Origin of the sequence: Streptomyces sp. NPDC058470 (genome assembly GCF_042721055.1) — a bacterium.
Lineage (GTDB): Bacteria > Actinomycetota > Actinomycetes > Streptomycetales > Streptomycetaceae > Streptomyces.
This window is the reverse complement of record NZ_JBHXMF010000009.1, coordinates 124,713-149,089: the sequence shown is the minus strand read 5'-3', so window position 1 is coordinate 149,089 and position 24,377 is coordinate 124,713. Positions and strand designations below refer to the sequence as shown.

At 68.1% G+C, this 24,377-nt stretch carries 22 protein-coding genes; 11 read left to right on the top strand and 11 right to left on the bottom strand.

From position 1 onward, the window contains the following. Window positions 1-214 precede the first annotated feature (214 nt). From ACFWP7_RS09560 to ACFWP7_RS09550, 3 genes are all read right to left on the bottom strand, one after another. Window positions 215-1,234: a ParB N-terminal domain-containing protein gene (locus ACFWP7_RS09560; RefSeq protein WP_384378614.1), complete on the bottom strand. Its 1,020-nt coding sequence runs from the start codon at window positions 1,232-1,234 to the stop codon at window positions 215-217. 294 nt (window positions 1,235-1,528) lie between these two features. Continuing rightward, window positions 1,529-2,596 carry a 3-deoxy-7-phosphoheptulonate synthase gene (gene aroF, locus ACFWP7_RS09555; protein WP_384378611.1) on the bottom strand — a complete coding sequence of 356 codons (1,068 nt, stop codon included), beginning with the start codon at window positions 2,594-2,596 and terminating at the stop codon, window positions 1,529-1,531. A 595-nt stretch (window positions 2,597-3,191) separates the two neighbouring features. Beyond that, window positions 3,192-4,775: an MBL fold metallo-hydrolase gene (locus ACFWP7_RS09550; RefSeq protein ID WP_384378608.1), complete on the bottom strand. Its 1,584-nt coding sequence runs from the start codon at window positions 4,773-4,775 to the stop codon at window positions 3,192-3,194. A 1,154-nt stretch (window positions 4,776-5,929) separates the two neighbouring features. On the opposite strand from ACFWP7_RS09550, the gene ACFWP7_RS09545 reads away from it, so the two are divergent. The 6 genes from ACFWP7_RS09545 to ACFWP7_RS09520 all read left to right on the top strand — a co-directional run bounded on the left by ACFWP7_RS09545 (window position 5,930) and on the right by ACFWP7_RS09520 (window position 10,492). Beyond that, entirely contained in the window at window positions 5,930-6,892 is a 963-nt protein-coding gene (locus ACFWP7_RS09545; RefSeq protein WP_384378605.1) for an ABC transporter substrate-binding protein, read from the top strand. A 5-nt stretch (window positions 6,893-6,897) separates the two neighbouring features. After that, window positions 6,898-7,680, top strand: a complete 783-nt coding sequence (locus ACFWP7_RS09540) for an ABC transporter permease (RefSeq protein ID WP_384378602.1) — start codon at window positions 6,898-6,900, stop codon at window positions 7,678-7,680. Further along, complete coding sequence (locus ACFWP7_RS09535; protein ID WP_384378599.1) at window positions 7,650-8,474, top strand: ABC transporter permease; 825 nt, start codon at window positions 7,650-7,652, stop codon at window positions 8,472-8,474. The genes ACFWP7_RS09540 and ACFWP7_RS09535 overlap by 31 nt, the downstream gene beginning before the upstream one ends. 26 nt (window positions 8,475-8,500) lie before the next feature. Next, on the top strand, window positions 8,501-9,337 hold the full coding sequence (locus ACFWP7_RS09530; protein WP_384378596.1) for an ABC transporter ATP-binding protein: 837 nt from the start codon (window positions 8,501-8,503) through the stop codon (window positions 9,335-9,337). Between the two features lie 14 nt (window positions 9,338-9,351). Continuing rightward, window positions 9,352-9,651 (top strand): NIPSNAP family containing protein, encoded by a 300-nt coding sequence (locus ACFWP7_RS09525; protein ID WP_384378593.1) that lies wholly within the window; start codon window positions 9,352-9,354, stop codon window positions 9,649-9,651. 94 nt (window positions 9,652-9,745) lie between these two features. Further along, window positions 9,746-10,492 (top strand): dienelactone hydrolase family protein, encoded by a 747-nt coding sequence (locus tag ACFWP7_RS09520; protein ID WP_384378590.1) that lies wholly within the window; start codon window positions 9,746-9,748, stop codon window positions 10,490-10,492. Window positions 10,493-10,562: 70 nt separating this feature from the next. Here ACFWP7_RS09520 and ACFWP7_RS09515 read toward each other — a convergent pair whose 3' ends face one another. The 3 genes from ACFWP7_RS09515 to ACFWP7_RS09505 all read right to left on the bottom strand — a co-directional run bounded on the left by ACFWP7_RS09515 (window position 10,563) and on the right by ACFWP7_RS09505 (window position 12,713). Then, a complete protein-coding gene (locus tag ACFWP7_RS09515; protein ID WP_384378587.1) occupies window positions 10,563-11,192 on the bottom strand; it encodes a nuclear transport factor 2 family protein in 630 nt (209 codons plus the stop codon). Between the two features lie 85 nt (window positions 11,193-11,277). Continuing rightward, window positions 11,278-11,820 (bottom strand): cupin domain-containing protein, encoded by a 543-nt coding sequence (locus ACFWP7_RS09510; RefSeq protein WP_384378584.1) that lies wholly within the window; start codon window positions 11,818-11,820, stop codon window positions 11,278-11,280. A gap of 47 nt (window positions 11,821-11,867) precedes the next feature. Then, window positions 11,868-12,713 (bottom strand): HpcH/HpaI aldolase/citrate lyase family protein, encoded by an 846-nt coding sequence (locus ACFWP7_RS09505; RefSeq protein ID WP_384378582.1) that lies wholly within the window; start codon window positions 12,711-12,713, stop codon window positions 11,868-11,870. A 231-nt stretch (window positions 12,714-12,944) separates the two neighbouring features. Here ACFWP7_RS09505 and ACFWP7_RS09500 point away from each other — a divergent pair, with 231 nt between their 5' ends. The 5 genes from ACFWP7_RS09500 to ACFWP7_RS09480 all read left to right on the top strand — a co-directional run bounded on the left by ACFWP7_RS09500 (window position 12,945) and on the right by ACFWP7_RS09480 (window position 18,263). Next, window positions 12,945-13,700, top strand: coding sequence for a FadR/GntR family transcriptional regulator (locus ACFWP7_RS09500; protein WP_384378579.1), 756 nt, complete (start codon window positions 12,945-12,947; stop codon window positions 13,698-13,700). A 188-nt stretch (window positions 13,701-13,888) separates the two neighbouring features. Further along, complete coding sequence (locus ACFWP7_RS09495; RefSeq protein WP_384378576.1) at window positions 13,889-14,728, top strand: FadR/GntR family transcriptional regulator; 840 nt, start codon at window positions 13,889-13,891, stop codon at window positions 14,726-14,728. An 80-nt stretch (window positions 14,729-14,808) separates the two neighbouring features. Further along, window positions 14,809-16,164, top strand: coding sequence for an MFS transporter (locus ACFWP7_RS09490; RefSeq protein ID WP_384378573.1), 1,356 nt, complete (start codon window positions 14,809-14,811; stop codon window positions 16,162-16,164). Between the two features lie 93 nt (window positions 16,165-16,257). Next, complete coding sequence (locus ACFWP7_RS09485; RefSeq protein WP_384378570.1) at window positions 16,258-16,689, top strand: heme-binding protein; 432 nt, start codon at window positions 16,258-16,260, stop codon at window positions 16,687-16,689. Window positions 16,690-16,718: 29 nt separating this feature from the next. Then, window positions 16,719-18,263 (top strand): carboxylesterase/lipase family protein, encoded by a 1,545-nt coding sequence (locus tag ACFWP7_RS09480; protein ID WP_384378567.1) that lies wholly within the window; start codon window positions 16,719-16,721, stop codon window positions 18,261-18,263. A 15-nt stretch (window positions 18,264-18,278) separates the two neighbouring features. Here ACFWP7_RS09480 and hpaD read toward each other — a convergent pair whose 3' ends face one another. Genes hpaD through ACFWP7_RS09455 form a run of 5 tightly spaced genes read right to left on the bottom strand, consistent with a single transcriptional unit; the run spans window position 18,279 to window position 24,346 of the window. Further along, window positions 18,279-19,280, bottom strand: coding sequence for a 3,4-dihydroxyphenylacetate 2,3-dioxygenase (hpaD, locus tag ACFWP7_RS09475; protein WP_384378564.1), 1,002 nt, complete (start codon window positions 19,278-19,280; stop codon window positions 18,279-18,281). Beyond that, complete coding sequence (hpaE, locus tag ACFWP7_RS09470) at window positions 19,277-20,767, bottom strand: 5-carboxymethyl-2-hydroxymuconate semialdehyde dehydrogenase (RefSeq protein WP_384378561.1); 1,491 nt, start codon at window positions 20,765-20,767, stop codon at window positions 19,277-19,279. The genes hpaD and hpaE overlap by 4 nt, the downstream gene beginning before the upstream one ends. A gap of 26 nt (window positions 20,768-20,793) precedes the next feature. Further along, window positions 20,794-21,723, bottom strand: a complete 930-nt coding sequence (dapA, locus tag ACFWP7_RS09465) for a 4-hydroxy-tetrahydrodipicolinate synthase (RefSeq protein WP_384378557.1) — start codon at window positions 21,721-21,723, stop codon at window positions 20,794-20,796. Further along, complete coding sequence (locus tag ACFWP7_RS09460) at window positions 21,720-23,168, bottom strand: fumarylacetoacetate hydrolase family protein (protein ID WP_384378554.1); 1,449 nt, start codon at window positions 23,166-23,168, stop codon at window positions 21,720-21,722. The genes dapA and ACFWP7_RS09460 overlap by 4 nt, the downstream gene beginning before the upstream one ends. After that, complete coding sequence (locus ACFWP7_RS09455) at window positions 23,168-24,346, bottom strand: ketopantoate reductase family protein (RefSeq protein ID WP_384378551.1); 1,179 nt, start codon at window positions 24,344-24,346, stop codon at window positions 23,168-23,170. Before ACFWP7_RS09455 ends, ACFWP7_RS09460 begins: the two co-directional genes overlap by 1 nt. Window positions 24,347-24,377: the final 31 nt, after the last annotated feature.

The window sequence follows — 24,377 nt, the reverse complement described above, 5'->3', positions numbered from 1 at the left end:
GGGTCTCGCTTGGGGGCTGTTGCTTTGTTTCATATATAACGTTACGCATCGTGCGGGTGGCTTTTTTTTCTGCGTGTGGGGGGGCCCCCCGGTTGGGGGGGGGCACCCCCCTATGGTGGTGGATCATTCCTGTGGTGCGCGGCCTACGGGTCGTCCAACTATTCGTTTTCCACGCTCGGACACCGCAAGGCCCCGACTTTACGAACGAGTGCCTTCAGCCTATCTGCGCTGTATCCTCCTGGACCCGCTCAGCGAATTCCGACCAGAGATTGGCGAACTGCCGCGCGATGTCAGCAACGATGTCACTGCAGTGCGGCGGGACACTGTTGGTGATCGTGTCCCACTCCTCCACACCGACCGTGTGCAGATCCATGAGGCGCAGCAGTTTGCGTCCCGTTTCCGTGAAGCGCAGTGCCGGGTCCGCCTTCAGCCGTTTCACGAGCGTGGCGTGATCGAGGGCGGGGCCCCTTCGGGGGCGGCCGACCGGTTGAGCACGCCTGGGACCGCCGAACTCCTTGCGCCGGGCAAGGTCATTTCCGGTTGTCGCCGGCTCTCGGGCAGCGGGCGCTCTCTTCTTGCGCTGATTCGGCAGCAGATCCTCGCCGTTGCGCAGTCGGTTACGTACGTCCCGTACCGTCTCGGGAGAGATACGGGCGGCTCGGGCGACCTGACGCAGGGACAGGTTTGGGCTCTTGGTGAGCAGTTCGCCGGCGAGCATGCGGCCGACGCTGCCGTCGACAGGCCGGAGCCTGCCGTCCTGACCGATCCGCCTGACCTGCGCCTCCGGTTCGCCGACGATCCGCTTACGGATCTCGCCGACGGTTCCCGGGGAGATTCCGGTGACCGAGGCCACCCTCCGGTCGGACCACTGTAAGTGCATCGCGATGATGCGCTCGGCTGCGCGCTTGCGGTCCGCCAGAGCCAGCGGCAGGCCGTGCGTGATGTTGAGCTTCACCGCGAGTACGAAGGCCTCGGCCTCGTCGCCGTCGAAGAACCTGACGGCGATTTTGTCCTCGCCCCGCAGCCTGGCGGCTTTCAAGCGGTGACAACCGTCTATGACCCTCATCGTCGCCCGGTGCACCGTGATGGGAGGAAGCGGGGTCTGTGCCGCCGCCAGTATCTGAACGTGTTCGGGTCTCTCACCGGAGAGTCTCGGCGATCCGACCAGACTCAGCGAACTCAGTTCGACTTCCACCACAGGCTGCTGATTTATGTTCTCTTCTTCGGAAAGCACTTCAGCCCCTCACGAACTCGCGATTGTAGCGTCAGTACCTTTGAAGCCCGAAAAAGTGTCCCCCCCGCAGTGGTCTACCGTGCAAATCCCGCAGAACTCTTCCTTGAGTTGAAACCAGCCCGTCGCCAACACCCTCCACTCCCCCCGTACAAATTTCGAAGAGATCACCTGCCCGGCGAAGTGTGTTTCCGCCTGGTGTCAGAAATTAACATTCGTCCCTCGGGAGCCGTAACCCCTGCCACCCGTAGGCCCCACCCCTAAGCCTGGCGTCCAGGGTTGCCTCACTGAAGAGACTCAGTGGATGCGGCCGGCGGCGGGCATGGTCGGGGTGCGCCCCATGATCGGCGACAGAATCGTGACGACATCGGCGATCCCGCGGATGTCGGACGCGACGAGGGCCTGGTCACCGTCGCATTGCGCGGCCTTCGGCTCCGGATGGACATCGATGATGACGCCGTCCGCGCCGACCGCTATCGCGGCGCGTGTCAGAGGCAGGACCAGATCTCGGCGGCCTCCCGAGTGCGAGGGGTCGATGATCACCGGCAGGTGCGACAGCCGCTGGACCACAGGCACCGCGCTGATGTCGAGGGTGTTGCGGGTGGCGGTCTCGAACGTCCGGATGCCGCGCTCGCACAGCACGATGTCGAGGTTTCCACGCTGCGCGATGTACTCCGCGGCGCTCAGCCACTCCTCGATCGTGGCGCTGAAACCGCGCTTGAGCAGCACCGGCTTACCCACCCGGCCGACCGCTTGGAGCAGCGCGAAGTTCTGCATGTTGCGAGCGCCGATCTGGAGCATGTCGGCGTACGAGGCCACCATGTCGACGGTGCCCGGGTCGATCACCTCGGTGACGACCGGCAGCCCCGTCTCCGCCCGTACGTCGGCGAGGATCTTCAGCCCTTCCTCCCCGAGACCCTGATAGGAATACGGAGAGGTCCGCGGCTTGAACGCACCACCGCGCAGCAGCGAAGCCCCGGCGTCCATGGCCATCCTCGCGGCCGCGAGCGTCTGCTCCGGCGTCTCCACCGCGCAGGGCCCGGCGATCACGCTCAGAGTGTCCGGTCCGATGGGCATGCCGCCCACCCTGATCACCGATCGGGCAGGGTGGTGCTCGCGACTGACCAACTTGTACGGTGCGGAAACCCGCATCACCTGGAGCACGCCGTTGCGGCTCCCCAGGTTCAGCACATCAAAATCGTTGACATCTCCGACCAGGCCGATGATCGTGCGCGAAACACCGCGGCTGACAAAAGCTTCCCCGCCGGCCGACCGCACCAATCCGACAACATTATCGATATTTTCCTGCGTGGCCTCAGGAGCCATTACGACAACCATGGATTCCCCTCTCGTCGATGCCGTCAATTTACCGGTCGCACGGTTTCATTCTCCACTTCCGGCGATTTACCAGCGGCTATGGGATCCGCGACCAGTCGGCGTTCAAGTTCGGCGCGGCATCGGTTGAACGGCGCAGGACCTGGTTCCACGGAGACGGGTCGACCCCTGCCCAGCATGGGGACCCTGTCATTCCGGATACGCGGCTGGGAATCCGTCGGACTGGACTGCCGCAACCCGGCGATCATTCGCCACGGCACTCCGCCGGCCAGCTACGAACCAACACCCTCGGCGTGAGGGGGATTCACGCCGAGGGTGAGGCACTATCACTATAGAAGAACGCACGCGGTCGCAGGAGGACGAAAAGAAATATGGCGAGGAATCGCCGTGAAACCGAGTGCGGGAATTCCTTCCTGCCGCCGGGGAAAATTCCCCACCAATCGCCGCCGCACGTCGGACTCCACGGAGTCCGCGATCCTGGAGAACTCCATGGCCGAGACGGAGTGGCCGATCGCGGACACTCTGTCTCGCGTGAACATCTCGACGTGCGCCATGTCCCGCACAGCCGTGGAGGTTCCTCCTCCAAGGCGGGGTCCAGGCGATGGCGTAGCTCGTCGGCGCGTCGCTACCAGCGCCATTCCTGCTGGCCGTACAGGTGCCCGGCCTTGATGCCGCGCTCCTTGCACCAGGTCAGGAACTCTTCGATCTGCTTGATCTGATAGGTGTCCTCGTTGTAGGTCGTGGCCATGACGTGGCCCAGCCACGGCTCCTCGCCCATGGCGTAGATGTACGCCTCGGTGGCGCCGAGCTCGGTCATGATCGCGGCGGCCTGCTCCGCGTTGGAACCGGAGAGCTTTCGCGAATTGCTCATCTTCTTGGTGACCGGGATGGTCAGGAGTGCCTGGTAGAGCCAGGTCAGGGGCGCTCCGTCGCACTCCATTCCGAGGAAGGCCATGTCGGCGGTGCCCAGGTGCTGCTTGACGTAGCGGTAGAGCGTCGGATCGATGCCGGAGGAGTCGGCCCCGATGAAGACCTTCTTGCCTGCCAGCTCCGCCCAGTAGGTCGACTTGGCACGGATGTCCAGGTCGCAGTGCTCGCCCAGGAACGGCGTCGCGGTGACCCTGCCGCCGGGGAACTCCACCTCGTCGAAGTCGTCGACCTCGATCACCGGGAAGCCCTGGTGCTTGAGCATCAGCGCCAGCGAAGGGTCGGCGAGATTGCCGCGCGAGGACCGCGGCACCACGATCGCCCCGACCCTGCCACGCAGTTGCAGCAGCGTCTCCAGGACGATGTGGTCCTGGTGGCCGTGGGTGATCAGCACCAGGTCGATGAAGTCCGGCAGGTCGTCCAGGGTGTAACGGTCCCCGGCGGTGCTGTCGGCGCTGATGAACGGGTCGGTCACGATGGCGGCCTGCGGTGTCTGCAGGACCAGACAGGCGTGCCCGAAGTAGCGGACGCGACCGCCTTCTTCGATGTGCCGGTCCTTCGCGAGGCCGGGCTCCTCACTCAGCATCCCGGACAACTGGCCCGCTTGGCCCCCGTCCAGCCCGAGCTCCTCGGCCAGGCGGCTCAGCGTGGTCGGGCGCACCCGGCTCTTGAACAACTGCTCCAGGCCCGGGTGGCGGAACGGGAGGTTCAGTTCCAGTACGTCCGGCGAGGCCAGCCTCGGCGTACTCAGGACGAACGGGCGCTCGATGCCCGTTTCGAACGACAACTGCACCGACTGACGCGACTCCTGATACACGCCGCTGGTGTAGACGATCGGCTCCATGAACCGCATCTGTGCCTGGTTGTCGGTGTCGTAGGCCAGCTCGACCAGACCGCCGAGCTCAGGCGGCAGCTTCGGATACAGCGGGGTCAGATCGTATCCGGTCGCGTTGGCCCGCAGCAGTTCCTGCCCGGCGACTATCGCCTCGGCGAACCTCAGGATCTCCGCCCTGTCCCGCTTGATCGCGGCGAGCAGATCACGCACCTCGTCGGCACGCTCCTGCGGGATGTTGATGAAGTAACCGCCGCGCAAGTCCGGGTTTTTGCTGGCCGCGACATGAACCTGCGGGGACTGAAGATAGGATTCCAGTAACGGTACTTGAAGGAATGCGAGATTCATCGCCGACTGAACCGGAGCTATCGTGTAGGGCCAGGCGAAGAATCTGTCCATCAATGGCTCGACAATGACCTTCGACCGCAGAAAAAGTTGCTGATCAGCCATCTACGCCTCTCCTCCCAAGGAGAAATCGGAACAACAGCAGGGCGAAATGCAGGTACACCAGGCATCCATGGCATCGCATTCCCGACCGTAGTTGAATGACTAGGCGGACCAAGGCCATGCCCGGCGGAACAGAAACAACGGCCTGAAGCGCGAGGATCGATGGACGTTCTCTGCTCCAGCAGGATGACCCGCGGACAGCTGGGGAATCAACACCGCGCGACCTTGGGTCTGTTGGACACCGGCACAGTCGCGGACGCCCTGTTGTTTCTCCCCGCCGGGCGTTCTTCCGGCGCCGGTGAAAGGGTGTTCCGGGGCAGTGGCGGACCTGGTTGCCGTGAAATCCCGATGTCTGACTGCGTTCCGGCGTCAGTTGAACAGGCGGCGAACGGCGGACCGGCCGTCGCCGACCGGTATTTGATCGGCCCGGCCGAGTGATGGCATCGTGGGGGCGCCGCCCGGCGGAGTATCCCCGCCACCGATGCAGAACCGCCGGGGCCGGCGCGACGAGCCCGAGGGGCATCCACTGATGTCCGATTGCCCGCCCGGAGCAGCAGGGCGACCGGGACCGGCGTGGCGGGCAGGCGCCGACAAGCCGACCGCCGCCGACAGAAACAGCCCATCGACCGACAACGGCCACAGCGTTGCGCTGGGGACACCAGCTGCGCATAAGTCTCGGCGCTCCGGCTGCGTAGAGGTCCGGGGGCACCGGCTGCGTATCGGTCCGGGGGCACCAGCTACGTAGAGGTCGGGGGGCTCCAGCTGCGTATAGGCCCGGGGGCTCCAGCTACGCATAGGCATCGCAGGCCAAAGCGTCTTTGGCCTGCGACTTCTCTGTGCGTCCTCGCGCGCCTCACACGCCCCGCAACTCCGGCACATCTGGACGAGACAGCCTAAAACCTCCCCGAGCGACCATCCGGCAAATATGACGGAGCCGTTAAGATCGGACACTTTTAAAAGTCACCAAGTCATTTACTCATCAGGCGTCCCGCGTCTAAGGTGACCGCAGCAAGAGAGCGCGACGTTTGTTCCATCTGCTGACAAACAGTGCACGCCGAGGTGGCTCGAACGGAGTGGTCGCGTGGTCGACGTGCCCGTTGTAGCCGTACCGCACGTCGTTCCTTCACCGGACGGACAAGGAACGAAGGAGCAGCGAAATGAAGAGACGTTACGTCGTTGCCGTCGCCGTGGCAGGCCTGGTGGTGGCGGGCTGCGGCTCCGGCGAATCCAGCAGCTCGGGGTCCTCCACGACAGCAGGAAGTACCAAGGTCACCGTCGGCGTGGGCCCGGGCGTCTCCTCGCTCGGCGTCTCGAACGACGCCTTCGCCAAGAACGGCCTGGACATCGTCAAGAGTCCTACGACGAGCCCGGCCCAGGTCACGCCGCTGCTGCTGAACGGCCAGTTGGACATCGCCCTCGGCGACCCGGTCGGAAGCCTCATAGCCGTCTCCCAGAACGTCCCGCTCGTGATCATCGCGGTGGCCACATCGAGTGGAACCAGTGCCGCCGACGACACGACGGGCCTGCTGGTCAAGGACGACGGCTCCATCACCTCCGCCGCCGACCTCAACGGCAAGAAGGTGGGCGTCACCTCGATCGGCGGAAGTGCGCAGATGACGGCGTCGGCAGCGATCGACAAACTCGGCGGTGACTCGAAGACGGTGGACTTCGTCGAGGTCCCGGCGCAGAGCATGAACTCCGAGGTCGCCAAGGGAACCGTCGACGCCGTGGTCAGCCAGGAACCCACCATCACCCAGGGGAAGTCGATGGGCCTGAAGGAGCTGTTCGCGCCGGCAGCCGAATCGACGCCTTCCGCGCCGCTGATCGTCTACGTCACCACGCAGACGTACCTGAAGGACCACCGCGACGTCGTCGATTCCTTCACCAAGGCTCTGACGGAGTCGAGCGCCGCCCTGAACAAGGACCCCGATCTGGTCCGTTCGACGGCCAAGAGCACCTACAAGCTCACCGACGCGCAGACCAAGGACATGGTGCTGCCGTACTTCGTGCCGACCACGGTCAGCAAGAGCAAGGTGGAGGACATCATGGATCTGATGATCAAGTACGGGCTCATCAAGTCCGCCGTCGATCTGGACACCACGATCTACAACGCGCCATGAGTCCGATGCCTCGGAAGCCGGCCGCCTTCGGACGCGTGGGCGCCCGCCTGGGATTCGTCGTCGCGGTGCTCCTGGTGTGGCAGGTCGTCACGGTCACGAACACCATCTCGTCGGACGCCCTCGCGTCCGTGACATCCATCGTGGCGGCGATGGCGCGAGTGGTGCCGACCGACGAGTTCTGGCACAGCCTCGGCGGCACGCTGCTCAACTGGGGAACGGGGACGGCGGTCGCGTTCGGGATCGCCGTACCGGCCGGACTGCTCCTCGGTTCCAGCGAGCTGCTCTACCGGATGTTCCGCATCCCGATCGAGTTCATGCGCACGATCCCCTCCATCGCGCTGCTCCCGCTCGCGCTACTGCTCTACGGCGCGACCAGCAGCATGGCCGTACTGCTCATCGTTCTCGGCGCGGTGTGGCCGCTGCTGCTGCAGAGCATGTACGGCATGCGTCAGCTGGATCCGGTCATGCGCGAGGTCGCGGCGTCCTACCAGCTACGGCTGCGCGATCGGATCACCCGCGTGATCCTCCCCGACGCCTCCCCGTTCATCGCCACCGGCGTCCGGATCGCGCTGACGATCGGGCTGCTGCTGTCCGTCGGCGCGGAGATGCTCGGTGGCGCGCCCGGGCTCGGACGCCAGATCGCGCTCACCCAACAGACCATGGCCATCCCGGACATGTACGCCTACATCGTGGTCGTGGCCGCCCTCGGGACCTTGCTCAACCTGAGCATGCTCGCCCTGGAGAGGAGTCTCCTGTCATGGCACTCGTCGCACCGGCTCGCAGGCTGAGAGCGGTGAAACCGCTCCTGCGGACCCGCCCCGGTCTCCGCGTCCTCGTCAGTCTCGTCGTGCCCGTGGCCATGGTCGCGATCTGGTGGCAGGCGAGTGCGAACAGCACGTCGCTGTACTTTCCGCCGCTGTCCAAGATCATGTCGTCGTTCTCCGACGTGTGGCTGTCATCCATGTTCCTGAGCGAGGCCGTGCCGAGTCTCCAGCGTTTCGCCCTGGGGCTGCTGATCGCCGCGGTCGCGGGCATCGCGGGTGGGCTCCTCCTGGGACTGTGGCGGGGCCTGGGGGACGCGGCCGCGCCGGTTCTGGAGTTCGCCAGGGCAACGCCCGGCGTCGCACTCGCGCCGCTCGCCATCGTGCTGTTCGGCATCAACTCCCGGACGCAGGTGGTGATCATCGCCTTCGCCGCCGTCTGGCCCGTCCTGCTCAACACGATCGACGGGGTGCGCTCGGTCGACCCGGTGCTCATCGACGTCGGGCGTGGCTACCGGATCAGCCGGCGGGACCGGCTCCTGCGGGTCACACTGCCGTCGGCCGGCCCGCAGATCATGGCAGGCCTGAACACGGCCGTCGCGATCGGGCTCATCATGATCGTCGTCAGCGAGCTGCAGGGTGCGACGAACGGCATCGGCTACACGCTGCTGCAGCAGCAGCGCAGCTACAACATTCCGGCCATGTGGTCGAGCATCGTGCTGCTGGGGCTGCTCGGTTGTCTGCTCAACGTCGGGTTCCGGGCGGCGGAGCGAGTGATTCTGCGATGGCACCGGCTGATGCGCGAAACGTCGAGCAAGTGAGGAAGGACATGACTTCGGTCGCGGAAATGACGAACGACAAGCCGGCCATGCCGGCATCTCCCCTCCTGTCCGTCCGGGGGCTGTCCAAGAGCTTCGGGGCCGGATCGACGACCCGGCTCGTCCTGGACGGGGTCGATCTCGACGTTCGGCGCGGGGAGTTCCTGTGCGTCGTCGGCCCGTCCGGCGCGGGCAAGACGACCTTGCTGCGCTGTCTGTCCGGTCTCATGGAGCCGACCTCCGGCGAGGTCCGCCTCGACGGCGAGGTCGTCACGGGTCCGCCCAGCAGGCTCGCCGTGGTGTTCCAGGACTACAGCCGCTCGCTCATGCCGTGGATGTCGGTGTCCGCGAACGTCGAACTCCCGCTGCGCTCGAAGAAGATGCCGAAGCGGCAGCGACGCGAGACGGCACGCAGCGCCCTGGAGGCGGTCGGTCTGTCGGCCGGCGTCCACGGTCAGTACCCCTGGCAGTTGTCCGGCGGCATGCAGCAGCGGGTCGCCATCGCCCGCGCTCTCGCCTTCGAACCCGAGGCGCTGCTCATGGACGAGCCGTTCGCCTCCGTCGACGCGCAGACCCGTACCGATCTGGAGGACCTCATCCTCGGTGTCCGGGAGCAGTTCGGGGTCACCGTCGTGCTGGTGACCCACGACATCGACGAAGCCGTCTACCTGGGCGACGAGGTCGTGGTGCTGTCCGGCTCGCCGACGCGCGTACGCGAACGGCTCCCGATTCCGCTCGGCGAGCATCGCGACCAGGTCGAGACGAAGTCCCTGCCCAGGTTCGCGGAGCTGCGGGCCCATGTGCTCAACCTGATCCAGCGGGAGAAGTCCACCGCGCAGGCCGACGCGACGCCGCAGCAGAGCTGAGGAAGGGAGCCGGCATGATCCAGCTTCGCCGATACGAAATAGTCCCGGGCGAGCTCGAAGCCTTCGTCAACTGGTGGCGGGCCACGATGCCCGCTCTGCGCACCGAGGCCGGGTTCACCATCGAGTTCGCCTACGCCAACGAGGATGCAAACGAGTTCGTGTGGGCCGTCAGCGTTCCGGGCACGGTGGAGGACTTCGCACGCGTCGACGCCGCCTACCGGACCTCGGAGGCTCGCCGGCGTGTCTTCGCCGGCCTCCCGGAGCGGGTCGCGAAGGCGCATGTCGGGTTCGTGAGTCCCGTAGTCGAAGACTGAGGACCGACCCACGAAGAGGGAAGGCCGGCCGTGGTCACGACAGAGAGAGCGATCGGGCTGAGCGTGGTCGCGACAGAGAGCGAGAGGGTTGAGCGTGCGCGAGACCATTGAACTGCACAGCGGCGACGGGGCGTTCGAGGCCTGTCTCGTACGCCCGGCGAGCGGAACCCCGGTCAAGGGGGGACTCGTAGTCATCCACGAGATCTGGGGACTCGCCGATCACATCAAGGACGTGAGCGAGCGCTTCGCCGCCCACGGGTATGTCGTCCTGGCCCCCGACCTGCTGTCCCGGGTCGGCATCACCGCGCACCTCGGCGCCGAGCTGCAGGCGATCATGCACAGCCCGGACGACAAGGTGCGTTCCGACGGACAGCCGATGCTGCGTGAGGCGATGGCGCCGAGCCGCTCGCCGGAGTTCGCCGCGTGGGCGGTGTCCGCCCTCATCAGCTGCGTCGACCATCTCGCCGCCCAGGAGGGCGTGGACGGTCATGTGGCGGTCACCGGGTTCTGCTTCGGCGGCAGCTTCAGTTTCGCCCTGTCGGCCGCGGACCCCAGGGTGCGCGCCGTCGTCCCGTTCTACGGAACCCCGCCGCCGCCGACCGACTTCAGCAGGATCTCGGCCCCGATCCTCGCCTTCTACGGCGACCAGGACGAGCGGTTGATGTCCTCGCTCCCGGATGTCGTCGAACGAATGGCCACGGCCGGCGTCGACTTCACCCCGATCGTGTACAAGGGCGCCGGACACGCCTTCTTCAATGACGCCAACGCCCATGCCTACGAACCCGATGCCGCCGCCGACTCCTGGCAGCGCGCGCTGGAGTTCATCGAGGCGAACATCTGACGAGACCATGGGAAAGGGCGGCCCGCGGGCCGCCCTTTCCCATCTGCGTTCGTGAGCCGAGTACCCGAGCTCACTCGTACTCGTGCAGCCAGCGGTAGGTGTCCTCCAGGAACGCCTCGACGACTTCGGGCCGGTCCTCCGCCACGATCTCGTCGCCCTGGGGGACCTCGAACCCCTTGCGGGCGAAGAGGTAGGCCCAGACCTGGTAGGACGGTCGCAGGCGGCTCATCTCCTCCCGGTCGATCGGGATGACGTCGCCGGGGAACACCGGCGTCATGACGCCCTTCTGATAGATGCCCTCAAAGCTCGCCAGGCGCCAGCCGTCGGCCGTACGGACGACACGGGAGACGAACCGGCAGTACTGGATGGTGTCGATCGGGATGCCTTCGAGCGTGTCCCGGTTGTGGATCTCGCCGACGCTCTCCACGACGGCGCGGTCGCCGGCGATGCGGATCTCGACGGGAGAGATCAGGTGCTTGCTGGGCCGTCCGCCGCCCTGCCGGGTCAGCGCGCGAGCGTGCTCCGCGAACTCGCGCGCCGTGCCCGAGAACCACGTCGTACGAATGTGGGAGTCCTCGATGTAGGAGTCCGCGAGCTTGTCCCACGCGGCCGTGTCACGCCGGTGGCGCTCCAACCGGACGAGCTCGGCGATCTCCAGCTTGTCGAGGTGTTCTGCGACTCTTGTCCGGTCGATCGTCACGGTGTGTTACCTGGTTTCGGTCCTTGGCCTTGGTGTGGTTCTGCGGGGCGACGGGCGCCGGCGCGGCCGGGGAAGGGCGGCGGGGTCAGGAGTCCGGCCCGAGCGGAAGGGCGGCGACCGACGAGCCGACGAGCAGGCAGGGTTCGCTCGACCTGTTGCTCCAGGCGTGGTTGGTCCCCCGGATCACGACGGTGTCACCCGGCGTGAGTTTGACCTCGTCGACATCGGTCAGGAGGTAGACCTCACCCCGTACACAGGTGATGCAGTCGAGGGTATCGGTGCGGTGCATGCTCGGGTGGCGGCTCCGATCCTCGTCGGTGGCCTTGATGGTCTGCCCGGCCTGCGCACTGAGCTCGTCGAAGACCTGCGCGGATCGCGCGGCGTCCGGGTCGTCCGGCTGCAGTTCGAGCGCACGGCACAGCAGGCCGTTGGGCAGCGGTTCGCGGCGCGGGCCGACGAGAGACCTGTCGCCCTCGATCGAGTTGTCGGCAGGCGTCTCCGCGGTGGCCCACAAGGTCGCCCGCCAGAAGTAGCCTTCCCGCTCCTGGACGTTGCTCAGCTTGTCGTCCAGCACGGCCGAGCGCCCGTGCTCATCGCTGCCGATGACGTAGCGATTGATACGCGACATCACTCTCCCTCTCTGTTGCGGCTCAGCGGGGTTGTGTCGGTTGAGACTCAGCGGGCGGGGAATCCGCTCGGCGGCGGAGTCGGACGCGAGAGCTTGGACTTCTGCGACGCCGTGTAGAGGTCGTTGACCATTCCCTCGCAGGCACGCCGGAAGGCCATGATGTCGAGTCCGAGGGTGAAGACCTTGACGCCCATCTCGAGTGCGTCGAGGCAGGTTTCCGGGGTCGGATCGAGGTTGGGCCCACCGATCACCGGGACGTCGTACCTGGCCGCGGCATCCATCACCCGGCGGTAGGCGGCCTGCACCTTGGGGCTGCGCAGCTGCTCGACCCCCTCGCCCATCGCGAAGGAGAGGTCGCCCACGCCGAAGATCACCATGCTCACTTCGGGCAGTGCGCAGATCTCCTCGATGTTCTCGACCGCGTCGGGGTGTTCGATCAGCGGGACCAGGATGGTCGACTCGTTGTTGCGCCGCGCGTACTCGTTGAAGTCGCTGAACGCATAGCCGGTCGCCCGCACGGCCGGACAGATACCGCGTTTTCCCAGCGGCGGGAAGAACGCGGCGTCAGCGGCCGTCCTGATGTCCGCCGCCGACTTGACCATCGGCAGGAAGATGCCCTCGGCGCCGGCTTCGAGAGCACGGCGGATGGAAGCCTCGTCGTCGAAGCTGGGCACCCGGACCACCGGAACCATATTCACGTGGTTGGCCGCCCGGATGCTGTCCTCGAGCGCTCGCGGATTGTTCGGCGAATGCTCCGTGTCCAGCATGACGAAGTCGTATCCGGTCAGCCCGAGAACCTCGATCAGCGCACCGTTTCCGGTGAAGCACTGCATTCCCAACGGCACGATTCCCTGGTCGACCATTTCCAGCAGTCGATTGCGGTATGCGCTCACGTCATCCCCTTTTCGTTGGCCACCGCGAGCGTAGACCAAAGGCAACAAGTCAGCAAGTGACTTGGGGATCTGAAGTCTTCCCGCGAGGGCGAGCGGCCCCGCCTCACGGTCGACTCCACGGGGCTCCCACCTTGCGGTACGATCCACGAAGAAGACTTTTAGTCACCTGGTGAGTTCGCGCTGGTGAGCTCACCTACGAGGTGGCGGACGATGACGAGGAGAGGGCAGACGGTGACGGCGTTTGTTGCAGACGGCGGCTTCGACCGAGACCGTGCGAGTGTCGCCGATCGAGTACTGCGCGACCTGGAGTCGGGCATCCTGTCGGGCCGCCTGAAGCGCGGCTCCAAGCTCCCCTCCGAGAAGGAGCTGGCCTCCTACTACGGCGTCAGTTCACCGACGATCCGCGAAGCCATCCGGGCGCTCAGCGCGATGCGCCTCGTGGAGGTGCGGCACGGCTCGGGGATGACGGTGATCGCGGACTCCTCCACGCTGATGGCCTCGGCGATGCGGTCGGTGGTCGAGCTGGAGAACATCGACCTGCAGAGCATCCTGAAGCTGGCGGAGACACTGAACCTCCAGGCGGTCGATCTCGCGATCACGACCGCCACTCCCGAGGAGATCGACGCCGTACTCGACACCGCGAAGTCGTTCAACGACTCCATGTCCAGCGAGGAGTTCACGCAGACTCTGCAGGATTTCCTCGGGGGACTCATCGCCCTGTCCCACAACAAGCTCCTCGAAGTGGTGGCGTCCTTCGTCATCTCGACGCACCTGTCGCTGGCGCGCCGGGTCCGCCAGGGCCCGGAATCGAAGTGGGCGTCGGACGTCGCGCGGCTGCGTGGCGTACGTATCGCCATCGTGGAGGCGGTCGCCGCACATGACCGGCAGGCAGCGTCCAAGGCCGTCCGGGAGTACACCGCGCAGACGCTCGCGATCGCCGGAGCGACCGTTGACGATCAGCGCGTCGGAGTCGACGACCCGCGCTGAATCCGACGGGGCCGCCCCTGGCGTACGTCTTTGCGGAGGCGTACGGAAACGTCTGCACGGGCCTTGCACCTAAGTCACCTGGTGACCTAATGTGACAGCCGTGTTAAGGGGCCGCGGACATCCGACCGCCTCTCGACACCGCTCGCAGCCACGCAGAACAACGCGGCCAAAAACCGAGGGTGTGCTCCATGGCGGATCACATATACAAAAGCCAGGATTTCCACAGAGTTGGGCGCGGCCGGGTCGCCGACCGCATTTTCGACGACTTGCGGAATCAAATCCTTCACGGAGCGCTGCCCGACGGATCACGCCTCCCGCCGGAACGGATCCTCGCCGAGCGGTACGGCGTCAGCAGCGCCACGGTGCGCGAATCGGTTCGTGCCCTGACGGCCATGGGCCTGGTCAGTGTCCGGCACGGCAGCGGAACATATGTCACCGCTTCGACCGACACCATGATCGCTGTGTCGCTCGCTTCGGTGATCAAGCTGAAGGACGTCGGCGCAGTCGAATTCCTCGGCCTCCAGGCCGCGTTGAATGCCTACGCGGTCGAGTTGGCGGCGCGCTGCGCCTCCGACGAGGAGATCGCCTCGCTCAGAGCGGCTGCCGAGAAACTGACTGCCATCCGGAGCGTGGACCGGGCCGCGGCCGATCTCAGGCACTACCTCCACCGGCTCTCCGAGATCTCCCACAGCGCGCTCCTCGCGTCGTTGTGCGGATTCTTCGCCGACGTCCAGGTGCAGTTGGCGTTCGAATTGTCCGGTGGTCCCAAGCTCGCCGACTGGCAGCGCATCGCGGGTGCCCTTCATCCGCAGCGCATTGCCGTCGTGGAATCCCTTGAGGCCCGGGACGGCGAGCGGGCGGCGAAGATGGTCCGAATCCACCATGCCCACGCACTCGAACTGATCACTTCCTCGCCGCGCGGCGCGGAGATCAGGGCCTCGGGCCCCCTCTATTCACAGCTGATCGCATCCCTCCTGAACACCCGGACCGACGCAAATCCGAGTGACGGGGCCCCTGAGCCGCAATAGCGCATGCCCGAGCGAGCCCCACCGAGCCCGAACACCACGGAACTGAGCCCGAATTCAGCAGAAATGGAAAGGGATGACCCATGAGTACTGGTGCGCGCGTCGAGGTCGGCTCGGTTCTTGACACGGGGCGTATGTCACGCCCCACCCTGACCGTCATCCTCCTGTGCGCGGCGGTCGCGCTACTGGACGGGCTCGATACCCAGTTGATCTCCCTCGCGGCCCCCGCCATGGGGCCCGACCTGCATCTGAAGCCCTCGGGATTCGGCACGGTGTTCGGCATCGGGCTCTTCGGCGGACTGATCGGGGCCACGGTGGCCGGAGTGATCGGCGACCGCGTGGGCCGCCGGCCGTTGGTGACCTTCGGGGTCCTGGTGTTCGGTGTCGTCACCCTGGTGACGCCGTTCGTCGGCTCGGTCGGTGCGCTGGAAACCGTTCGGTTCTTCACCGGAATCGGTCTCGGCGCCGCCCTGCCCGGCATCATCTCGCTCGCCTCGGAGTACGCACCCGCGAAGTCCCGGGCGACGGTCGTCGGGCTGATGTTCTGCGGCTTTCCGATGGGCGCGGTGGTCGGCGGAGTCCTGGCGAACTGGCTGATCCCCGCGCACGGTTGGCACAGCGTCTTCTACGTCGGCGGTGTCGTACCGCTGCTGTTGCTGCCGCTCCTTGTGTTCCGGTTGCCCGAGTCCGCCCGGTTCCTCGCCGCACGCGGCGACGGCGTGGCGGCGGCCAGGACCCTGGAACGGCTGGGGATCCCGGCCGACGGTGCCGGTGCGAGGGACGAAGGTCCCGCGGAGAGCCGGTCTCCCGTGGCGGCCCTGTTCAAGGAGGGCAGGGGCCCGGGCACGGTCCTGCTGTGGGCCGCGATGTTCCTGACCTTGCTCATGACGTACTTTCTGGTCACGTGGTTGCCCAGCGTCGCCATCGCGGCCGGGGCGGACAGCGGCCTGCTCGCCGTCTCCACACTGAATCTCGGAGGCATACTTGGGTGCCTGGTGATCGGCCGGCTCGCGGACCGGGGCCGCCCGCCCCTCGTGATCGGCGGCGCGTACACCCTGGGTGCCGTCGCCGTCGCCCTCATCGGCTGGGCCACCGCGTCGGACGGCATGCTGCTAATCGTCACCTTCGTCGCCGGTCTGCTCAGCCTGGGCGCGCAGATGTGCACGATTCCGCTGATCCCCCAGTTCTACGACACGGCACAGCGCGCCACCGGCGTCGGCTGGTCCATGGGCTGGGGGCGACTGGGCGGCATCGCGGGCCCGGTGGTGGGCGGGTGGCTGATCGCCGCGGAGCTCACCACGTCCTCTCTCTTCGTCCTCGCGGGCGGCGTCTCCCTCTGCGCCGCAGCGGTGCTGTTCGGGTTCGGCATGCTCAAGCGAAGCACCGCGGGTTCCGCCACGGCGATCGCTCCGGTCAAGGACGCCGCCGGCCCGGCCTGATCACAGGCTCGCCCGCCCGACCGGTGCGCACAGCAAAACCGCATACGGTGCCGTGCCCGCTGTTAGCCCCTCACCACGTCAAGGAACGGAACCATGGAAGTTCTCCTGCTCAGGCACGCCTCGCAGATGGTCGACGGCGCACTGGAACACGGACGCGCCCTGAAGTGCCATCCGCTGACCGTCGCCGTCCTCGACCCAGGGGGTCATCTGCTCGCCCTCAAGCGCGAGGACGACAGCGGGATCCTGCGGCCGGACATCGCCACGGCCAAGGCGTGGGGCGCTCTGGGCATGGGCGCCGGAGGCCGCGATCTGGCGCGGCGGGCCGCCACGGCACCCGCCTTCTTCGAGGCCCTGAGCGCCATCTCCGGGGGACGGATCGCCCCGGTTCCCGGTGGCGTACTCGTCCGCGACGCGGAGGGGCACATCATCGGCGCGGTGGGGATCAGCGGAGATCACCCCGACAAGGACGAGGCGTGCGCAGTGCACGCCATCGAGAGCGCCGGCTTCACAGCCGACTGCGGCTGACAGCTACCTGGGAATTCGGGAGGCATCTCATGCGGACGGTGCGCGTCGAGCAGGGATCGGTGACGGGCAAGGAGATCGGCGAAGTGCACGCCTTCCTGGGCCTGCCCTACGCGGCCCCACCGGTCGGCGCGCTGCGGTGGCGACCGCCGGCCCCGCCCGCGCCGTGGTCCGGGGTGCGCGCGGCGACGGCGTTCGGCGCGGCCGCGATCCAGACGGCGGGCAACGGGCGCGGGCCCGGCCTGGGCGCCGAGCAGAGCGAGGACTGCCTGTACCTGAACGTCTGGACCCCCGAAGCGGACGGCGCGGCGAACCTGCCGGTCATGGTGTGGATCCACGGCGGCGGATTCATCGGCGGCTCGGCGTCGGATCCGTCGTTCTCGGGCGAGACCCTGGCACGCCGCGGTGTGGTCGTCGTCTCGCTCAACTACCGGCTGGGGGCCTTCGGCTTCCTGACCGATCCGCGGACCGGCACCAATTTCGCGGTGGGCGACTGGGTCGCGGCCCTGACCTGGGTGGCGGACAACATCACCGCCTTCGGGGGCGACCCGGGCAACGTGACCGTCTTCGGCCAGTCCGCCGGCGCCGTCGCGGTGCGCACACTGTTGTCCACGCCTTTTGCCCGGGGCCTGTTCCACCGGGGAATCATCCAGAGCGCGGGCTTCGAGGACTACGCCGTGGTCGCCCCGCCGTCCTACGAGCGTGCCGCGCGGGCGACGGAGGAGGTCTTCGGCTTCCTGGGCAGCCAAGACCCCGACGAGCTGCGGCAGTTGTCCGCCGAGCGGGTGCGGGAGGCGTCCTGGGCGATGGCCGGCACCACGGCGCCCGCTGACCAGCTGCACACACCCGCGAACCTCGTGTGGTACCCGACGGTGGACGGCGAGGTCGTGACGCGGGACTTCTCCAACTGGCCCGCGAACCTGCCCGTGATGCTCGGCAGCACCCAGGACGAGGCACGGTTCTTCCAACGGCCGGACGGCCTGCACGGCCGCCGCGGTCTCGACCCGGCCGAGGTCTACACACCCCTTACGCTCGCCGCGATGGCCGACAGGCTGGGCGGCTCCCGCGCCGACGACATCCTCGCCCACTTCGACGGCAGCGGACTGACGACGTACGAGGCGCTGGCCGAACTGTCCACCAGCGCCGTCTGGCACGAGCCGGAGCTGGCCTCCTACGAGCGCTTCGCCGCCCTGGGCCGTACGTGCTACTCGTACCGCTTCGCGCGCGTCTCACCGTCCGCCCGCCGCTCGGGCCTGCTCGCCTTCCACACGGCCGAGCTTCCGTATCTCTTCCGCCGGATCGCTCCGGGCGAGGAGTACGACGAGACCGATGCCGGGATCGGCGACGTGATGCGGCACGCCTGGACGGAGTTCGCCCGCACCGGCGTTCCGCGGGGCCCCGACGGCGGGGCGTGGCCGGCCTGGGACACGTCGGCTCCCCGGCAGACGCTGATCGCGGACACCGTACGTAGCGGGACGCTGCACGTCGGCCCCGTCACCGAGTTGATCCACTCGCTCCGGAAGACGCCCGCCGAGGTCACCTTCGCCGACTCCCCGGACGTGCATCCCCAGGCATGATCCATCGGCCGGCGCTCAGCCCAGCCCGTCCGCACCGACCTGGACGGCGGACTCGTCGAGGAGTGTCTCGGTGACCGGCTGCGGCGAGCCGTCGAGGCCGAGGACGGGGCTGGCCTCCTTGTACCAGGACTCGATGACCGCGCTTCCCCAGAAGTCGCGGCGGCGGTCGTCGTGGACGTTCCACCGGTAGGTCTCGTGGCCGGGGTCACCGGTGTAGTAGTCGGAGGTGTAGATCTCCACCCGGTGTCCGTCGGGGTCACGCAGGTAGAGATAGAAGGCGTTGGATACGCCGTGGCGGCCGGGTCCGCGTTCGATGTGGTGCTCCTTGCGGAGCGCACCGAAGATGTCCGCGGTGTGCAGCACGTGGTGGGACTCGTGCGTGGCCACGCCCACGTGGTGCAGCCGCGGACCGGCGCCACCGGTGAAGGCGACGTCGTGGACCGTCTGTTTGCGGTACATCCAGGCGGCGTACAGCTCGTGCTCGTCGCCTTCGATGGTCTCCGAGCAGCCGAAGCCGAGCGCCTTGTAGTGCGCGTACGCGGCGGGGATGTCCGGGGTGCAGATGTTGAAGTGGTCCAGGCGGGCGACCTGGGCTCCGCGGTGCAGGTCGTAGCGCTGGATGAGCCGTTCGGCCTGCTCGATGTCGTGGAAGAACTCCACCGGGAAGCCCAGCGGGTCCAGGACCCGCACCGCGTCACCGACACCCTGGGTGCCCGCGCCCTTGGGGACGCGGCGCACCGGGCAGCCGAGGCGGGTGAAGTACCGCTCGGCCCTGTCGACGTCCTCCGGGGTACGGACGCGGTAGGCGATGTGGTCGAGGGCGGCGACCTCACCCTGGCGCAGCACGAGCGAATGGTGGGTCAGTTCGTCGGTGCCGCGCAGGCAGAGGCTCCCGGCGTCCTCGTACTGCACGTGGAAGCCCAGCATGTCCACCCAGAACCACCGGGCCCTGGCCAGGTCGGTGACCACGAGCTGGGCGTAGGCGGAACGGACGACATCAGGCGCCGGGGTGGTCATGAGACGGCTCCGAAGCGGGGGGTGTGCACCTCTCCGAGCGCCACGTGCACGATCTTCGACTCGGTGTAGAAGTCGATGCTGTGCGCGCCGCCCTCCCGGCCCACACCGCTGGACTTGACGCCGCCGAAGGGGGTGCGCAGGTCGCGTACGTTGTGGGAGTTGATCCACACCATGCCGGACTGGACGGCGTGCGCGATGCGGTGACCGCGTTTCAGGTCGGACGTCCAGATGTACGCGGCGAGTCCGTACTGGGTGGCGTTGGCCAGCTCGACCGCCTCGTCCTCGGTGTCGAAGGGGGCGACCGCGACGACCGGGCCGAAGATCTCCTCCTGGAAGATCCGGGCGTCCCGGGAGACGTCGGCGAAGACGGTGGGCTGAAGGTAGTTGCCCTCCGGAAGGTGATCCGGCCGCCGGCCGCCGGCGACCAGGCGAGCTTCCTTCTCACCGACCTCCACGTAGTCAAGGACCCGGGCGTAGTGCTCGGGGTGGACGAGGGCGCCGACCTCGGTGGCGGGGTCCGACGGCGGGCCGACGCGTACGTTCGCGGCGCGCTCGGCGAGGCGGCGGGTGAACTCCTCGTACACCGGCCGCTGCACCAGCACCCGTGAACCGGCGGTGCAGCGCTCGCCGTTGAGGGAGAAGACGCCGAAGACCACCGAGTCCAGGGCGGCTTCGAGGTCGGCGTCCGCGAAGACGACGACCGGCGACTTGCCGCCCAGCTCCATCGACGTGGTTTTGAGGTGCTGGGCACTCGACCGGACGATGTGGCGGCCGGTGTCCGTGGAGCCGGTGAAGGAGATCAGCGGCACGTCCGGATGGTCGACCAGGGCCTGCCCGGCCTCCTCCCCGAAGCCGTGCACGATGTTCACCACACCGGCCGGGACGCCTGCCTCGGCGAGGATCTCCGGCCAGAGGGAGGCCGAGAGCGGGGTCCACTCGGCCGGCTTGAGGATGAGCGTGCAGCCGGAGGCCAGCGCCGGGGCGAGCTTCCAGCTTTCCAGCATGAACGGGGTGTTCCATGGCGTGATCAGCCCCGCCACACCCACCGGGGTGCGTACGACGTAGCTGAACTGTTCCCCGCCCTGGCGGAACGCCTCCTCGCCGAGGGCCACGATGACATCGGCGAAGTAGCGGAAGTTCTCCGCCGCTCGCCGGGCCTGGCCGCGCGCCTGGGTGATGGGCAACCCGGAGTCGTAGGACTCGAATTCGGCCAGTTGCTGCTGGCGTGCCTCGACGGCGTTCGCGATGCGGTTCAAGGCGGTGGCCCGGGCCCGGTTCGACAGTCCGGACCAGGCGGGGAACGCCGACCTGGCGGCGGCCACCGCCCGGTCGACGTCCGGTGGGCCGCCCGCGGCGGCCTGGGCGTACCCGGTGTTGGAGACGGGGTCGATCACCTCGAAGGTGCGGCCGTCGGTGCTGTCGACGGCTTCGCCGCCTATCCAGTGCCGGATGGTGCCGGGCAGTCCTGCCGGGCGCGTGCTGGGCATGGCTCCTCCGTAGGTTGTTCGGCGGCTCAGACGGGCTGGAGCAGGTCGGTGCCCTCGGCGAGATACGTCCGGATGCGGGCCAGGCCGGGCTCGGTGGGGGTGATGAGCGGTGGCCGTACATGGGCGGAGGCGATGCGCCCCTGCTGGTGCAGCACCCACTTGGCCGGGGCCGGGTTGGTCTCGACGAAGAGCAGGTCGACCAGCGGGTGCAGCCGGAAGTGCAGTTCACGGGCGGCTGCCTGGCTCTCGGGGTCTCCCGCCTCCCACAACTCGTACATCCGGGCAACCGCGGCCGGTGCCAGGTTGGCCACGGCGCTGACGAAGCCCGCCCCGCCCAGGGCCATCAGCGGCAGGCAGAGCAGCTCGATGCCCGACCACACAAGGAGTTCGGGTCCGCAGAGGTGCAGCACCCGCGAGAAGTGCTCGAAGTCCTTGGTGGTCTCCTTGACGCCGACGATGTTGTCGAAGTCGGCGAAGAGCCGCCCGACGGTCTCCGGCGCGATGTCGACCGCTGTGCGGGAGGGCACGTTGTAGACGACCAGCGGCAGGTCGGGGAACTCCCGGGCCACCGTGGCGTACCACTGGTAGAGGGCCTCCTGCGTCGGGCGGGCGTAGTAGGGGGTGATGACCAACGCGGCATCGGCGCCCAGCTCCTGGGCGGCGGCGGTGATCTCCAGGGTCTCGTCGAGCTTGTGCGATCCGGTGCCGGGCACGAAGGGCACCCGGTCGGCTATCTCCTCCGTCGCGGTGCGCATGGCGGCGATCCGCTCCGCGGCACTCTGCGCGCTGGGTTCGCCGGTGGAACCGCCCAGCGAGATGCCGTGCGAGCCTGACTCCAACTGCCAGCGGACCAGGCCGCGCAGGCTGTCGTGGTCGACGGCTCCGACGTCGGTGAACGGGGTGACGACGGGAACGATGGAACCGCGGATCGCGGCCGGATCGCTGCGGAACTTCATGGGGTCTCTCCCTGCTGGGCGTGCCTGACACGCCACTGCTCGTACGGTCCCTGCCAGTCGGGGCCCAGCGGATACAGCCCGTCGACCGACCGGCCGGCCTGCACCTGCTCGGTGATGAAGCGCTCCTGCAACTCCTGCTCGGCGCTGTCGGCGATCAGCTCCTCGGCGAGCGAGGGATCGATGACGACCACGCCGTCGGCGTCGCCGACCAGCAGATCGCCGGGCTGAACGAGGGCCCCGCCGCAGGCGATCGGGATGCCGGTGTCCCAGGGGACGTGGCGGCGGCCAAGGACGGAGGGGTGCGTGCCGCCGCAGTACACCGGCAGTTCGAGCGCGGTGACCGCCGCGCTGTCGCGCAGCGCCCCGTCCGTGACTACCCCGGCGGCCCCGCGCCGCAGGGCGCGCAGGGCGAGGATGTCGCCGAGGGTGCCCGCCGTGGTGTCCCGGCGGGCGTCCATGACCAGGATCTGACCGGGCCGCAGTTCCTCGATGGCCCGCTTCTGGGCGTTCATGCCGTTGCCGTAGCGCATGAACAGGTCCTCGCGCAGCGGCAGATAGCGCAGCGTGTGGGCGACGCCGACCATCTTGTCGCCGGGCCGGGTGGGGCGTACCCCGTCGATGCTGCTCTGCACCAGGCCGCGCTTGCGCAACTGCGCGCTGAGCGTGGCCACCGCGATGCCCCGCAGTCCTTGCTCGATCCGCTTGTCCAGCACCGGTTCGGGTTCGTACGCCGAGCCCCAGGCCGCGGCGCGCTCGCCCTGACCGGCCCGGGGCATCGCACCCCAGGCCTCCAGGTCGTGACCGGCCTCGGCGATCGGGTTGCGCAGCCGTCCGGTGCTGACGGTGCCGTCGCCGGCCTCGACCTCCACCGTGTCGCCGGGCGAGACGACGGACGCGCCGGCCGGGGTGCCGGTGAGGATGACGTCCCCGGGCTCCAGGGTGACCAGTCGCGACAGGTCGGCGATCAGGTCCCCGAACGGGAACAGCAGGGTGTCGGTGGTGTCGTCCTGGACGAGCTCGCCGTTGACCCAGGTCCGCAACCGGAGGGCCGACGGGTCGAGTCGGCGTGCGTCCAGCAGCCGCGGGCCGATCGGGGTGAACCCGTCGGCGCCCTTGGACCGCAGGTTGGAGCCGAGGTCGGCATGGCGCAGGTCGTACACACCGGCGTCGTTGGCGGCGGTCACATAGGCCACGTGGCTCCAGCCGTCCTGCGGGGCGACCCGGTGCGCACGGCGGCCGACGACCAGGGCGATCTCGCCCTCGAACGCCAGCAGTTCGCAACCGCGCGGGCGGTGCACCGGGTCGCCGCTGCCGACCAGCGACGACGGTGGCTTGAGGAAGTACGACGGCTGTTCGGGCACCCGTCCGCGTTCCGCCGCCCTGCTGCGGTAGTTGAGGTGGACGGCGATGATCTTCGACGGTGTCGTACCGAGCGGGTGAGGCATCAGCCGCGCTCCTGATCCGGGTCGAGGCCCTGGCCCGGGTCGAGGCCCTGGCCCTGGTCCGGGTCCTGGCCCGGGTCCTGGTCCTGGTCCTGGCCCTGGCCCGGGTCCTGGCCCTGGCCCGGGTCCGGGCCCTGGTCCGGGTCCGGGTCCGGGTCCGGGCCCGGGCCCTGGTCCGGGTCCGGGTCCGGGCCCTGGTCCGGGTCCTGGTCCGGGTGGCGGACGCGTTCGCGCAGGGACAGCAGACCGTCGACCGCGTCCATGGCCGGGCTGGGGACACCGGTGCGCCGGGCGAGTTCGCGTACGGCGCCGAGAATGGCGTCCGTCTCCAGGCGCCGGCCCCGGTCGGAGTCCTGGAGCATCGAGGTGCGGAAGTTGCCGAGGCGGGCGGCGACCTCGAGCCGCTCGTCCGCCGACATGGTGGTCGGGATGCCGAGCCTGGTGCCGACCTCGGCCGTTTCCTTGAAGATGTCGGCACACAGCTGACGCAGATCCGGGCTCCGGAGGATTTCGAGCACCGTCCCGCCGGTCAGCGCGCTGACCGGGTTGAGGTTCACGTTGCCGAGCAGCTTCTCCCACATCGCCGTGCGGATGTCGACGCTCACCTCGGCGCGGACCGGGCCTGCGGACAGCGCCTTGGCGCACCGGTCGACACGGGCGGAGGCCCCACCGAACGGGTCTCCGATGATCAGGCAGTCGCCGCCGGAATGCGTCACATGGCCGGGCTCCGGGACAGAACTGCTGAAGTGTGCGACGCCGGCCATCACCCGGGAAGGCGGCAGCAGGTCCAGCAGACCGCCGTCCGGGTCCACTTTCCGGATCACCTGGTAACCGAAGCCGCCCACGGTGGCCAGCAACCACCACGGGACACCGTTGGCCACCACGAGCACGTCGGCACCGGCCTCGATCCACGGCCGGACGCGGGCGGCGGCCGCGGGCAGGTCCTGGCTCTTGACGCAGATGACCACCAGGTCCGGCTCGGGGAGGAGCGCCGGGTCGTGGGCGGCGGCCAGGCCGTACCGGGCGGTGCTGCCCGTGCTGTCCACCAGTAGCCCGTGCTCGACGATGGCGTCCAGATGAGCGCCCGGCGCTCCCAGCAGGGACACCTGCGCGCCGCCCGCGGTGAACGACGCGGCCAGGGTCGCGCCGACCGCGCCGGGTCCGACAATCGTGATCTTCAAGGCCATCCCTCAGCTCTGGTAGGACGGATCG

Excerpts from the sequence above, each read along its gene's own strand:
- ACFWP7_RS09550 (WP_384378608.1), bottom strand. The coding sequence starts at position 4,775 with ATGGCTGATCAGCAACTTTTTCTGCGGTCGAAGGTCATTGTCGAGCCA.
- ACFWP7_RS09545 (WP_384378605.1), top strand. The coding sequence starts at position 5,930 with ATGAAGAGACGTTACGTCGTTGCCGTCGCCGTGGCAGGCCTGGTGGTG.
- ACFWP7_RS09540 (WP_384378602.1), top strand. The coding sequence starts at position 6,898 with ATGCCTCGGAAGCCGGCCGCCTTCGGACGCGTGGGCGCCCGCCTGGGA.
- ACFWP7_RS09535 (WP_384378599.1), top strand. The coding sequence starts at position 7,650 with ATGGCACTCGTCGCACCGGCTCGCAGGCTGAGAGCGGTGAAACCGCTC.
- ACFWP7_RS09530 (WP_384378596.1), top strand. The coding sequence starts at position 8,501 with ATGACGAACGACAAGCCGGCCATGCCGGCATCTCCCCTCCTGTCCGTC.
- ACFWP7_RS09525 (WP_384378593.1), top strand. The coding sequence starts at position 9,352 with ATGATCCAGCTTCGCCGATACGAAATAGTCCCGGGCGAGCTCGAAGCC.
- ACFWP7_RS09510 (WP_384378584.1), bottom strand. The coding sequence starts at position 11,820 with ATGTCGCGTATCAATCGCTACGTCATCGGCAGCGATGAGCACGGGCGC.
- ACFWP7_RS09495 (WP_384378576.1), top strand. The coding sequence starts at position 13,889 with ATGGCGGATCACATATACAAAAGCCAGGATTTCCACAGAGTTGGGCGC.
- ACFWP7_RS09490 (WP_384378573.1), top strand. The coding sequence starts at position 14,809 with ATGAGTACTGGTGCGCGCGTCGAGGTCGGCTCGGTTCTTGACACGGGG.
- ACFWP7_RS09485 (WP_384378570.1), top strand. The coding sequence starts at position 16,258 with ATGGAAGTTCTCCTGCTCAGGCACGCCTCGCAGATGGTCGACGGCGCA.
- ACFWP7_RS09480 (WP_384378567.1), top strand. The coding sequence starts at position 16,719 with ATGCGGACGGTGCGCGTCGAGCAGGGATCGGTGACGGGCAAGGAGATC.
- hpaD (WP_384378564.1), bottom strand. The coding sequence starts at position 19,280 with ATGACCACCCCGGCGCCTGATGTCGTCCGTTCCGCCTACGCCCAGCTC.
- hpaE (WP_384378561.1), bottom strand. The coding sequence starts at position 20,767 with ATGCCCAGCACGCGCCCGGCAGGACTGCCCGGCACCATCCGGCACTGG.
- dapA (WP_384378557.1), bottom strand. The coding sequence starts at position 21,723 with ATGAAGTTCCGCAGCGATCCGGCCGCGATCCGCGGTTCCATCGTTCCC.
- ACFWP7_RS09460 (WP_384378554.1), bottom strand. The coding sequence starts at position 23,168 with ATGCCTCACCCGCTCGGTACGACACCGTCGAAGATCATCGCCGTCCAC.